9 protein-coding genes are annotated in these 12324 nt (G+C 68.1%); 3 read left to right on the top strand and 6 right to left on the bottom strand.

Annotation, left to right across the window (positions count from 1 at the left end):
* Positions 1 to 71 precede the first annotated feature (71 nt).
* Positions 72 to 887, bottom strand: coding sequence for a PAS domain-containing transcriptional regulator (locus JJ685_RS30190; protein ID WP_201672156.1), 816 nt, complete (start codon positions 885 to 887; stop codon positions 72 to 74).
* Between the two features lie 217 nt (positions 888 to 1104).
* On the opposite strand from JJ685_RS30190, the gene JJ685_RS00155 reads away from it, so the two are divergent.
* Complete coding sequence (locus tag JJ685_RS00155) at positions 1105 to 2505, top strand: selenium-binding protein SBP56-related protein (RefSeq protein ID WP_201672157.1); 1401 nt, start codon at positions 1105 to 1107, stop codon at positions 2503 to 2505.
* Positions 2502 to 3170: a hypothetical protein gene (locus tag JJ685_RS00160; RefSeq protein ID WP_201672158.1), complete on the top strand. Its 669-nt coding sequence runs from the start codon at positions 2502 to 2504 to the stop codon at positions 3168 to 3170. The genes JJ685_RS00155 and JJ685_RS00160 overlap by 4 nt, the downstream gene beginning before the upstream one ends.
* A gap of 266 nt (positions 3171 to 3436) precedes the next feature.
* Here JJ685_RS00160 and JJ685_RS00165 read toward each other — a convergent pair whose 3' ends face one another.
* From JJ685_RS00165 to JJ685_RS00180, 4 genes are all read right to left on the bottom strand, one after another.
* Positions 3437 to 5059 carry an ABC transporter ATP-binding protein gene (locus JJ685_RS00165; RefSeq protein ID WP_201672159.1) on the bottom strand — a complete coding sequence of 541 codons (1623 nt, stop codon included), beginning with the start codon at positions 5057 to 5059 and terminating at the stop codon, positions 3437 to 3439.
* Positions 5060 to 5062: 3 nt separating this feature from the next.
* The gene (locus JJ685_RS00170) at positions 5063 to 6163 is read right to left on the bottom strand and encodes an ABC transporter permease (protein ID WP_236598636.1); all 1101 of its coding nucleotides are present in this window, start codon (positions 6161 to 6163) and stop codon (positions 5063 to 5065) included.
* Positions 6164 to 6170: 7 nt separating this feature from the next.
* Positions 6171 to 7202, bottom strand: a complete 1032-nt coding sequence (locus JJ685_RS00175; RefSeq protein ID WP_201672161.1) for a microcin C ABC transporter permease YejB — start codon at positions 7200 to 7202, stop codon at positions 6171 to 6173.
* An 89-nt stretch (positions 7203 to 7291) separates the two neighbouring features.
* On the bottom strand, positions 7292 to 9112 hold the full coding sequence (locus JJ685_RS00180) for an extracellular solute-binding protein (RefSeq protein ID WP_201672162.1): 1821 nt from the start codon (positions 9110 to 9112) through the stop codon (positions 7292 to 7294).
* 37 nt (positions 9113 to 9149) lie between these two features.
* On the opposite strand from JJ685_RS00180, the gene fabI reads away from it, so the two are divergent.
* Entirely contained in the window at positions 9150 to 9938 is a 789-nt protein-coding gene (gene fabI, locus JJ685_RS00185) for an enoyl-ACP reductase FabI (protein WP_201672163.1), read from the top strand.
* Positions 9939 to 10036: 98 nt separating this feature from the next.
* Here fabI and JJ685_RS00190 read toward each other — a convergent pair whose 3' ends face one another.
* A complete protein-coding gene (locus JJ685_RS00190; protein ID WP_201672164.1) occupies positions 10037 to 12301 on the bottom strand; it encodes an arginine/lysine/ornithine decarboxylase in 2265 nt (754 codons plus the stop codon).
* Between the last annotated feature and the right edge of the window lie 23 nt (positions 12302 to 12324).

Here is a 12324-nt window from a genome sequence, read left to right on the forward strand (position 1 = left end):
CTGATGCGCGAGCGGGAAGCCAAACCAAACCCGCGATTCGCTGCACGAACGGCAGCGCCGTTGCACGAACGTCAGTTCACTCGCTGGGCCGAGTGGGAAAGTGCGTCACCGAGTCCCAGTTGCTCCATCAGGTGCGGCGCGCTGGCGCGCGAAACCGGAATGTCGGCGGGAGTCGAACCCATCATGCGCAGCATCATGCGGCCGTCGTCGCGCACGATCTCGTCGACCTGCGCGAGGTTGACGATGTAGCTGCGGTGCACGCGAAGGAAGAGCTGCGGATCCAGCCGCGCTTCCAGGTCGCTGATGTTGAGGTTGCAGAACTGGGCGCCCTGGCTGGTGTGCACCCACGTGTAGTGGCCTTCGGAGCGGATGAAGGAGACGGCGGGCACGTCCACCAGCAGCACGCGGTTCTTCTTGATGGTGGGGATCTTGCGCAGGCGGCGCGGCTCGGGTGCGTCGGCGCTGTCGCGCGCGGGCCCGTCCTCCACCTTCTGGCTCACCACGTCCGTGATGTCGTAGAAGACCAGCGTGTAGCCGATGGTGGCCCCCTGGGCGTCGCCCATCTTGGACACCTTGATCAGCAGGACGCGGTCGGGGATGCTGATCATCAGCGCCATCGGCGGCGCGTTGTTCACCGGGCATTCGGCCTGCCCCAGCAGGAACTTCAGCTTCGCGCGCGCGGCCTCCGGGTGGAAGGAGGTGACGATCTTGCCGAAGGGCAGCTTCTCCTGCACCGGCAGGCTGCGCCGCGCGAAGTCGTTCATGCCGACCACGCGCAGTTCCCGGTCGATGTGGACCACGCCGACGTCGAAGCGTTCCAGCAGGTAGAGCCAGGAGCTCGACGAGGATGAAGACGGTATGGCTGTGCTGATGGGGCAGGTCTTCACCTTGTCTCCTGGTGCCGCGATTGACAATCCCGCGGTTCGATCCAAGTTACTCCGATTGACGAGTCCTCGCAAGGCACCATGGAGCCGGGGCATGTTGCGCCGCAGCGCGCATTCCATCCCTCTCGCAGGGGCTTGCGCCGCGTGGCGCCGCGTCCGAGGATGGCAGCGCCGTGCGCCCGCACTGCGCGGCCGCGTCCACGCCGACGAGGAGACCTCCATGACCCACACCCTGCGACCGGACCCCACCTTCTACCCCTCGCCGCGGCTGGCGATGGAGGCGGAGCCCGAACACCTCTGCTACACGGCGCTGCTCTCGCCCGACCGCTCGCGCCCCGATGCGCTGGCGGTGGTCGATCTCGATCCGGCGTCGCCGAAGTACGGCTCGGTGCTGCACCGCGTCGACCTGCCGCACAAGGGCGACGAGCTGCACCACTTCGGCTGGAACGCCTGCAGTTCGGCGCTCTCGCCCCTGAGCGGGCACGCGTTCCTGCAGCGGCGCTACCTGATCGTGCCGGGCATGCGCTCGTCGCGCATGTACGTGTTCGACACGCAGCCGGACCCCACCCAGCCGAGGCTGGTCAAGACCATCGAGCCCGACGAGATCCTGCGCAAGACCGGCTACTCTCGGCCCCACACCGTGCACTGCGGGCCGGAAGGCATCTACGTGAGCACCCTCGGGGGCAGGGGCGCGGACGGCACCCAGGGCCCGCCCGGCATCTTCCTGATGGATTGCCAGACCTTCGAGGTGCTGGGGCGCTGGGAGATCGACCGCGGCCCGCAGGAGCGCCACTACGATTTCTGGTGGAACCTGCCGCGCGACTACATGGTGTCCAGCGAATGGGCGCTGCCGCCGCAGTTCGAGAACGGCATCGTCCCCGAGGACCTGCTGGCCAACCGCTACGGCCACGCCCTGCACTTCTGGAACCTGCGCGAGCGCCGCCACGTGCAGTCCATCGACCTCGGGGCCAACCACCAGATGTCCCTGGAGATCCGGCCGGCCCACGACCCCTCGCGCGAATACGGCTTCGTCGGCGTGGTGGTGGACACCACCAACCTGGAGGCCTCGGTGTGGACCTGGTACCGGGAGAACGGCAAGTTCCACGCCCGCAAGACGGCGACCATCCCGCCCGAGCCCGCGCCGGCCGACCAGCTGCCGCCGCTGCTGAAGGGATTCGGGGCCGTGCCGCCGCTGGTGAGCGACATCGACCTGTCGCTGGACGACAAGCACCTCTACGTCGCGTGCTGGGGCACCGGCGAGCTGCGGCAGTACGACGTGAGCGATCCGATGAAGCCGGAGCTGGCCGGCAGCGTGCGCATCGGCGGCATCGCGCGGCACGAGCCGCACCCGACCGGCCGCGCGTTCGGCGGCGGCCCGCAGATGATCGAGATCAGCCGCGACGGCAAGCGCGTCTACTTCACCAACTCCCTCTACAGCACCTGGGACGCGCAGTTCTACCCGGACGGCATCGCGGGCGTCCAGGCCATGTGCAAGGTCAACGGCAGCATGGACCTCGATCGCGAGTTCTTCGTGGAGTTCGGCGCGGACTACGGCGCGCACCAGGTGCGGCTGCAGGGCGGCGACTGCTCCACGGACTCGTACTGCTACTCCTCGGCTTGAGCGCGACCGCGGCGCTCTGGACGACCGTGATCGTCCTGGGCGTCTACCACGGCCTCAACCCGGCCATGGGCTGGCCGCTCGCGGTGGCCAACGGCCTCACCGCCCGGCGCACCGGGGCCGTCCTCGTGACGGCCCTGCCCCTGGGCGGCGGCCACTTCGCGGCCATGGCGGTGGTGCTGGTGCCGCTGGCGACGCTGACCTGGTTCGTGGAGTGGAGCCGCGCGATCCGGCTCGGTGCCGGCGCCCTGGTGCTGCTGTTCGGGCTGTGGAAGACGGTCGACACGCGGCATCCGCGCGCCCTCGCCCGCATCCCGCCCTCGCGGCTGGCGTGGTGGTCGTTCCTGATGGCGACGGCGCACGGGGCCGGGTTGATGCTGGTGCCTTTCATGCTGCGCTTGTGCGAGGCGCCTGCAGCGGACGCGGGCGGCATCGAGCGCGCGCATGCGCGGGTGATGGAGACGCTGGCACGCTCCGACCTGGCGACGGCACTGGCGGTGGCCGGCGTGCACACGCTGGCCATGATGCTGGCCGGGCTCGCCATGGCGGTCGCGGTCTACCGCTGGCTGGGACTGCAGTTCCTGCGCCGGGCCTGGTTCAACCTGGATCGGGTGTGGGGCGCGAGCCTCGCGCTCGCCGGCGCGGCGGGAATCTGGATGGCGTACTGAGGTCGCCGAAGGGCTGCAGCTCCCAGACCCGGAGGCCTCGCACCAGTATCCCCATGCGATCGAGCACAACAACGCGCTCTACATTGCCTACTCGCGTTTCAAGTATTCGATCGAAGTGCTGCGGGTTCCACTGGTGGGTGACCTGGCGGCCTGCCGGTGAAGTGGGCTGCCCGCGAGATTCATGCGGTCGCGCCGCGAGCAACGACGCTCCATGGCGGTGCGCTGAAGCCGGCGGACCTCGGGAGGGGCGTGTTGACGCGTGAGGGTCAGCTCGCCGCCGCGACCAGGGTCTGCGTGTAGGGGTCCCGCGGGTTCCGCAGCACCTGGGCCACGGTGCCCGACTCCACCACCTGCCCGTCCTTCATCACCAGCACCTCGTGGGCCATCGCCCAGATCACGTCGACGTCGTGCGTGATCAGCAGGTAGGACAGGCCACGCTCGCGCTGCAGCCGCTGCAGCAGCTTCAGCACCTGCTTCTGGATCGTGACGTCCAGCGCGCTGGTGGGTTCGTCCAGCACCAGCACCTGCGGCTGCACGATCAGCGCCCGCGCGATCGCCAGGCGCTGGCGCTGGCCGCCGGAGAACTCGTGCGGATAGCGCCCCAGCAGCCCCGGGAACTGCGCCTCCGTGAGGCCCACCTCCTGCAGCACCTGCACCACCCGTTCGCGCCGCTGCTCGAGGGTGAGCGCCGCCTCGTGCACCAGCAGGCCCTCGCCGACGATCTCTTCCACCGTCATGCGGGGCGACAGGGAGGAGAACGGGTCCTGGAACACGACCTGCACCAGCCGGCGGATGTCGCGGTTCTTCGCGCTGTCCGGCCCCCAGCGGGTGCCCACCACCTCCAGCTCGCCCTTGTGCGGGATCAGGCCCAGCGCCGCCAGCGCCATGGTGGACTTGCCGGAGCCGGACTCGCCGACGATGCCCAGCGTGCCACCCGGCGGCACCTGGAAACCGGCGCCCTGCACCGCCACGAACTCGCCCTTGCGGAACCAGCCGCGGAAGCCCGGGATGGGCACCGGGTAGCTCACGCGCAGCTGCTGCGCCTGCATCACCGGCGGCTCGCCGCCGCGCGGGTCCTGCACGTCGCGGTCGGGGCGGCTGTTCATCAGCTTCACGGTGTAGGGATGCTGCGGCTGCTCGAACACGTGGGCGACCGGGCCCTGTTCCACCAGGCTGCCGTTCTCCATCACCGCCACCCGGTCGGCGAAGCGCCGCACCAGGTTCAGGTCGTGCGTGATCAGCAGCACGGCCATGCCGATCTGGCGCTGCAGGTCGGCCAGCAGTTCCAGGATCTGCTGCCGCAGGGTCACGTCCAGCGCGGTCGTCGGTTCGTCGGCCAGCAGCAGCCGCGGCCGGCAGGCGAGCGCCATGGCGATCATGGCGCGCTGCCGCTGGCCGCCCGAGAGCTGGTGCGGATAGGTGCCGGCGCGCCGCTGCGGCTCGGGGATGCCGGTGGCGGCCAGGGCCTCCACGGCGGCGTCCCAGGCCTGCTTCGGCGACAGGCCCTGCTTGACCTGCAGCACCTCCGCGATCTGGTCGCCCACCGTGTAGACCGGATTCAGGGCCGTCATCGGCTCCTGGAAGATCATGGCGATGTCGCGGCCGCGGATGCCCAGCAGCTCGCGCTCCGAGGCCTCCAGCAGTTCGGTGGGGGGCGCCCCGGGTTCGCGCGGGGCCAGCCGCGCCGAGCCGGTGATGCGGGCGTTGTGCACCAGCCGCACCAGGCTCAGGGCCGTGACCGTCTTGCCCGAGCCCGACTCGCCCACCAGCGCCAGCTTCTCGCCCGGCGCGATGGCGAAGTCGACCCCGTGGACCACCTCCTTGCCGCCGAAGGACACCCGCAGGTCCTTCACTTCCAGCAGCGGCGGCAGCGGCATGTTCTGCTTCATTCTTCAGACATCCGCTTTTCTCGGATCGAGCGCATCGCGCAAGGCATCCCCCATGAACGTCAGCAGAAGCAGCGTGATCACCAGCACGCCGAAGGTCGACAGCGAGATCCACCAGGCGTCGATGTTGTTCTTGCCCTGGCTCAGGAGTTCGCCCAGCGAGGGCGTGCCCGGCGGCACCCCCAGGCCCAGGAAGTCCAGCGAAGTCAGGGCGAGGATGGCGGCGCTCATGCGGAAGGGCAGGAAGGTGATCACCGGGGTCATGCTGTTCGGCAGGATGTGCTTCCACATGATCCGGCCGTTCCCCACGCCCAGCGCCCTGGCGGCGCGCACGTAGTCCATCTGCCGGTTGCGCAGGAACTCGGCCCGCACGTACTGCGACAGCCCCGTCCACCCGAACAGCGCCAGCAGGATCAGCAGCAGCGAGACGCTGGGGGAGAAGATCGCGCTGAAGATGATCAGCAGGTACAGCTCCGGCATCGAGTCCCAGATCTCGATGAAGCGCTGGAACGCGAGGTCCGTGCGGCCGGCGAAGAAGCCCTGGATCGCCCCGCTGATCACGCCGATGACGACGCCGATCACGGTCAGCGCCAGGCCGAACAGCACGCTGAGGCGGAAGCCGTAAATGAGCTGGGCCAGCATGTCGCGGCCGCGGTCGTCGGTGCCCAGGAGGTTGTCGCGCGTGGGCCGCGAGGGGTTCGGCTCCTTGGCGAAGTAATTCAGCGTCTTCGGCCCGTAGGGGTTGGGCGCGTAGATCGCCAGGTTGCTGCCCTTGGCCAACTGCTCCCGGATGAAGGGGTCCAGGTAGTCGGTCTCGGTCTGGAAGTCGCCGCCGAAGGTGGTCTCCGCGTAGGAGTTGACCATCGGGAAGTAGTACCGGCCCTCGTACCGCACCAGGATCGGCCGGTCGTTGGAGATCACCTCCGCGAACAGGCTCAGGATCACCAGCGTGAGGAACACCAGCAGGCTCCAGAAGCCCAGCCGGTTCTTGCGGAAGCGGCGCCACGCGCGCCGGGCGGGCGACACGTGCACCCACACGGCCGGCGGCGTGAGGTTGGCGGAACCGGCGCCGCCGGTCTGGCCGGCGGCACTGGGGTCGGCAAGCATCTGCGGGCTACTCGAACTTGACACGCGGGTCCACCCAGACATACATGAGGTCGCTGACCAGCTTGGTGAGCAGGCCCAGCACCGTGAACAGGTACAGCGTGCCGAGCACCACGGGATAGTCGCGCCGGATCACGCTCTCGTAACTGAGGAGCCCGAGGCCGTCGAGGGAGAACAGCGTCTCGATCAGCAGCGAGCCGGTGAAGAAAGCGCCGAGGAAGGCGGCGGGGAAGCCCGCGATGATCGGCATGAGTGCGTTGCGGAACACGTGCTTCCACAGCACGCGGCGCTCGTCCAGGCCCTTGGCCCGGGCCGTCAGCACGTATTGCTTGCGGATTTCCTCGAGGAAGGAGTTCTTGGTCAGCATGCTCGTGACGGCGAAGCTGCCCACCACCATGGCGGTCACCGGCAGCGTGATGTGCCACAGGTAGTCGACGATCCGGGCGCCCCAGCCCAGCTCCTGCCAGTTGCCGGAAGTCAGGCCCCGCAGCGGGAACCATCCCAACTGGCCGCCGAAGATCACCAGCAGCGCCACGCCCAGCACGAAGCCCGGGATCGCATAGCCGATCAGCACGATCAGCGTGGTCACCAGGTCGAAGCGCGAGCCGGCCCGCACCGCCTTGGCCACCCCCAGCGGAACCGCGATCAGGTAGCTGATGAAGAAGGTCCACAGCCCCAGGCTGATGGACACCGGCAGCTTTTCCACGATCAGCTGCGACACCGCCTTGTTCTGGAAGAAGCTGTTGCCCAGGTCGAAGCGGGCGTACTGCCCCAGCATCTGGAGGAAGCGCTCGTGCGGCGGCTTGTCGAAGCCGTACAGCGCCCTGATCTGCTCCAGCTTCTTCGGGTCGACGCCCTGCCCGCCACGGTAGCTGAAGGTGCCGCCCTCGGTGCCCGTGCCGCCGGCGCCCGCCCGGGCTTCGGCCAGGTACTGTTCCACCGGCCCGCCGGGCACGAACTGGGTGACGATGAAGGTGATCAGCAGGACCCCCAGCAGGGTCGGCAGCATCAGCAGCAGGCGCTTGAGGATGTACGAGGCCATGTCAGCGCCCGGCCGGCCGCCCGAAGGGCGCTGACGGCGCCCTCGGGGGGCAGGGAGTCAAACGAAGTGAAGGACCGTGGAGGTTCATGTCACATGGGCGCCTGTGGCGAAGGTTTGGCCCACCAGGTATCGATCGCCCAGCCCTCGCCCTGCGAATAGGGCGGCATGGCCGACGTGGGCTGCAGGCGCCAGGCGTTGTAGGCGATGCGGTGGGTGGGCGCGGTCCACTGCGGGATCAGGATGTGCGAATGCATGATCACGCGCTCCAGCGCGCGGCAGGCGGGCAGCAGTTCGGCCTTGCTCTTCGCACCCACCATGCGGCTCAGGAGGTCGTCGACCGCCGGGCTCTTGATGCCCGAGTGGTTGCCGGAATCCTCGATGTCGGCCGACTTGCTGCCGAACAGGTCGAAGTATTCCTGGCCCGGCGTGTGCGTGCCGGCGTAGGCCAGGCTGATCACCTCGAACTGCTTCTTCTGCAGGCGCTGCTGGTAGAGGGCGAAGTCCACCGGCCGGAAGTTGATCGCGATCCCGAGCTTTTCCAGGTTACGCATCCACGGGGTCACCACCCGCGCGCCGGTTTCCTGGCTGTCCAGGTATTCCAGCACCATGGGCTCCCCCTTGGCGTTGCGCAGCGCCCCGTCGCGCACTTCCCACCCGGCCTGCCGCAGCAGCTCGCGCGCCTTGCGCAGGTTGTTGCGCAGGGAGTTGCCCGGGGCGTCGGTGCGGGGCGGCTCGTAGGCCGGGCCGAACACGGCGTCCGGCACCTTGCCCCGCCAGGGCTCCAGCAAGGCGAGTTCCTCCGGCGGCGGCGTGCCCGAGGACTTGCAGTCGGTGTTCCCGAACAGGCCGGTCACCCGCTGGTAGGAGTTGTAGAACGCCGTCCGGTTCATGTATTCGAAGTCCAGCGCGAGGTCGAGGGCCTCGCGCACCCGCACGTCCTGCAGCTTGGGCACGCGCAGGTTCAGGACGTAGCTCTGGAAGCCCGCCGGCAGCTTGTGCCGGAACTCGCCCTTCACCAGTTCGCCGGTGTTGAACTTGCGGCCGTTGACGCGCCGCGCCCAGTCCCCGGCGGAGAAGAAACGCATCATGTCGAACTCGCCGGCCTTCAGGGCCTCCAGCTTGGCCGTGTTGTCCTTGTAGATCTTGACGGTGATGCGATCGAAGTTGGCGGTGCCGCGCCGCACGTTCAGGTCGCGCGCCCAGTAGTTCGGGTCGCGCACGTAGGTGACGTCCTTGCCGAAGCTCACCGGCCCGATCCTGTAGGGGCCGCTGCCGATCGGGATGTCCATCACGACGTCCTCGAACTTCTTGGCCTTGCCGTTCTCCATGCCCCACTTGCGGCTGAAGATCGGCATGCCGCCCACCGTGAGCGGCAGTTCGCGGTTCGGCTTCTTGAAGCGGAAGCGCACCGTGCGGTCGTCCAGCACGTCGAGGCCGTCCAGGTCCTCCAGCATGGTCTTGTAGGCCGGCGAGGTGTAGGGCCCCAGCAGGGTGTCGAAGGTGTGTTTCACGTCCGCGGCCAGCACGGGGTCGCCGTTGTGGAAGCGGGCCTGGGAGCGCAGGCGGAAGGTGGCGGCCAGGCCGTCCGGCGTGACGGCGACGTCCTCGGCCAGCAGGCCGTAGCCGGAGCCGACCTCGTCCTGCGCGCCTGACAGGAGGCTGTCGAACAGGAGCGCCGAGAGGTAGGCCGGCGGCGAGCCCTTGATCGTGAACGGGTTGTACTTGTCGAAGGTCGACAGGCGCAGGTTGCTCACCAGCCTCAGTTCCCCACCCTTGGGCGCCTGGGGGTTGACGTAGGCGAAGTTCGGAAAACCGGGCGGATACTTGAGATCCCCCCATAGCGCATAGCCATGGGCGGCCCAGGCGGCCGGGCTGATCGCCAGGGCCAGCAGTATCGGCAATCCTCGCATGCGACAATTCTGCCGAGAATTTTCAAACGAGAGACCCATGGGCTTCCTCACAGGCAAGAAATTGTTGATCACCGGCGTGCTGTCGAACCGTTCGATCGCCTATGGCGTCGCCCGGGCCTGCCGCGACCAGGGCGCGGAGCTGGCCTTCAGCTACGTCGGCGAGCGGTTCAAGGACCGAATCACCGAATTCGCGGCCGAGTTCGACTCCGAACTGATCTTCGACTGCGACGTCGGCGACGACGCCCAGATCGAGAACCTGTTCAAGGACCTCGCGGCGGTCTGGCCGAAGTTCGACGGCTTCGTGCACAGCATCGGCTTCGCCCCGCGCGAATCCATCGCCGGCGACTTCCTCGACGGCCTGTCGCGGGAAGCCTTCCGCGTCGCCCAGGACATCAGCGCCTACAGCTTCCCCGCCATGGCCAAGGCCGCGCTGCCCTACCTGAACGACAAGGCGGCCCTGCTGACGCTGTCGTACCTGGGCGCGGTCAAGATCGTGCCGCACTACAACACCATGGGCCTGGCCAAGGCCTCCCTGGAGGCGTCGGTGCGCTACCTGGCCGGCTCGCTGGGTCCCCGGGGCATCCGTGTCAACGGCGTCAGCGCCGGCCCGATCAAGACGCTGGCGGCCAGCGGCATCAAGGATTTCGGCAAGCTGCTCAGCATCGTTGCCGGAGCCGCGCCCCTGCGCCGCAACGTCACGATCGAGGACGTGGGCAACGTGGTCGCGTTCCTGATGAGCGACCTGGCGAGCGGCGTCACCGCCGAGATCACCTACGTGGACGGCGGCTTCTCGCAGGTGGCGATCGGGGTCGAAGACCAGCCCTGAGGCGCGGCATCCCCGCGCCGGGGTCGGGTTCGCCCCTCCGGGAATCGTGCGGGCCCCCCACCCCAGCCCTCCTCCCCCTCAGGGGGAGGGAGTGAGGGTCAGTCCTTCACGCAGTCCGCGTAATAGCGGACCTTGCCGTTCTCGTCCTCCTCCGCCACGAGGCCGTGGATGTCGGTCTCGAAGCCGGGGCACTCGGCGTTGAAGGCCCTCGCGAACTTCAGGTAGTCCACGATCTTGCGGTTGAAGACCTCGCCCGGGATCAGCAGCGGGATGCCCGGGGGGTACGGCGTCACCAGGCTGGTGGTGATGCGGCCTTCCAGGTGGTCGATCTCCACCCGCTCGGTCTTGCGGTGCGCGATGTACGAGAAGGCCTCGCTGGGCTTCATCGCCGGCTGCAGGTCGGACAGGTAGATGTCGGTGGACAGTCGCGCGATGTCGTACTTGGCGTACATCTCGTGCACGTACTGGCACAGGTCGGCCAGCCCCATGCGTTCGTAGCGGGGGAACTGCTGGCAGAACTCCGGCAGGATGCGCCACATCGGCTGGTTCTTGGCGTAGTCGTCCTTGAACTGCTGCAGCGCCGTCAGCAGCGTGTTCCAGCGGCCCTTGGTGATGCCGATGGTGAACATGATGAAGAAGCTGTAGAGGCCCGTCTTCTCCACGATCACGCCGTGCTCCGCCAGGAAGCGGGTGACGATCGACGCCGGGATGCCGGTCTTGGCGAACTTGCCGTTCAGGTCCAGGCCGGGGGTCACCACGGTGGACTTGATCGGGTCCAGCATGTTGAAGCCCTCGGCCAGGTTGCCGAAGCCGTGCCACTTGGCCGCCCGGGCCTCGCCCTTGATGATCCAGTCGTCGGCGCGGCCCATGCCCTCGTCCACCAGCTTGTCCGGGCCCCAGACCTTGAACCACCAGTCCTTGCCGTACTCCTGGTCCACCTTGCGCATGGCGCGGCGGAAGTCCAGCGCCTCGGTGATCGACTCCTCCACCAGCGCGGTGCCGCCGGGCGGCTCCATCATCGCCGCCGCCACGTCGCAGCTGGCGATGATCGCGTACTGCGGGCTGGTGGACGTGTGCATCAGGAACGACTCGTTGAACAGGTGCCGATCGAGCTTGTTCTCCTTGGCGTCCTGCACCAGCACGTGGCTGGCCTGGCTGATGCCGGCCAGCAGCTTGTGGATCGACTGGGTCGAGTAGACCAGCGACTTCTCGGGCCGGTTGCGCTTCTTGCCCATCGCGTGGAAGGCGCCGTAGAACGGGTGGAAGGCCGCGTGCGGCAGCCAGGCCTCGTCGAAGTGCAGCGCCTCGACGTAGCCGTCCACCATGCCCTTGATGGTCTCGGTGTTGTACAGGACGCCGTCGTAGGTCGACTGGGTCAGCGTCAGGATGCGCGGCTTGACCGTCTCGGGGTCGACCCCCTTGAGCAGCGGGTTGGCCCGCATCTTGGCCTTGATCGACTCGGGGCTGAACTCGCTCTGCGGGATCGGGCCGATGATGCCGAAGTGGTTGCGCGTCGGCCGCAGGAAGACCGGGATCGCCCCGGTCATGATGATCGAGTGCAGGATCGACTTGTGGCAGTTGCGGTCCACCACCACCACGTCGCCGGGGGCCACCTCGTGGTGCCACACGATCTTGTTGGACGTGCTGGTGCCGTTGGTGACGAAGAAGCAGTGGTCGGCGTTGAAGATCCGCGCCGCGTTGCGCTCGGAGGCGGCCACCGGGCCGGTGTGATCGAGCAGCTGCCCCAGTTCGTCCACCGCGTTGCAGACGTCGGCGCGCAGCATGTTCTCGCCGAAGAACTGGTGGAACATCTGGCCCACCGGGCTCTTCAGGAAGGCCACCCCGCCGGAGTGCCCGGGGCAGTGCCAGGAATAGGAGCCGTCCTCGGCGTAATCGAGCAGCGCCTTGAAGAACGGCGGCTGGATGCCCTCCAGGTACGAGCGCGCCTCGCGGATGATGTGCCGGGCCATGAACTCCGGCGTGTCCTCGTACATGTGGATGAAGCCGTGCAGTTCGCGCAGCACGTCGTTGGGCAGGTGCCGCGAGGTCTTGGTCTCGCCGTGCACGTAGATCGGCACGTCGGCGTTCTTGCGCCGGACCTCCTGAATGAAGGCGCGCAGCTTGACCACGGCGGGGTCCGTGTCCGGTCCGGGCGTGAACTCCTCGTCGTCGACGGAGAGGATGAAGGCGCTGGCCCGGCTCTGCTGCTGCGCAAACTGCGTCAGGTCGCCGTAGCTGGTCACGCCCAGCACCTCGAATCCTTCGGACTCGATCGCCTGCGCCAGCGCGCGGATGCCCAGCCCGGACGTGTTTTCCGAGCGGTAGTCTTCGTCGATGATGACGATGGGGAAGCGGAACTTCATGGAGGAGCGTCGGGGCGAAAAAG

This window comes from Ramlibacter monticola (genome assembly GCF_016722785.1).
In the GTDB taxonomy this organism is placed as follows: Bacteria; Pseudomonadota; Gammaproteobacteria; order Burkholderiales; family Burkholderiaceae_C; genus Ramlibacter; species Ramlibacter monticola.

Bases quoted from the DNA above. Each gene is read 5' to 3' on its own strand.
- fabI (WP_201672163.1), top strand. From the start codon at position 9,150: ATGGGCTTCCTCACAGGCAAGAAATTGTTGATCACCGGCGTGCTGTCG.
- JJ685_RS00155 (WP_201672157.1), top strand. From the start codon at position 1,105: ATGACCCACACCCTGCGACCGGACCCCACCTTCTACCCCTCGCCGCGG.
- JJ685_RS00190 (WP_201672164.1), bottom strand. From the start codon at position 12,301: ATGAAGTTCCGCTTCCCCATCGTCATCATCGACGAAGACTACCGCTCG.
- JJ685_RS00175 (WP_201672161.1), bottom strand. From the start codon at position 7,202: ATGGCCTCGTACATCCTCAAGCGCCTGCTGCTGATGCTGCCGACCCTG.
- JJ685_RS00170 (WP_236598636.1), bottom strand. From the start codon at position 6,163: ATGCTTGCCGACCCCAGTGCCGCCGGCCAGACCGGCGGCGCCGGTTCC.
- JJ685_RS00180 (WP_201672162.1), bottom strand. From the start codon at position 9,112: ATGCGAGGATTGCCGATACTGCTGGCCCTGGCGATCAGCCCGGCCGCC.
- JJ685_RS00165 (WP_201672159.1), bottom strand. From the start codon at position 5,059: ATGAAGCAGAACATGCCGCTGCCGCCGCTGCTGGAAGTGAAGGACCTG.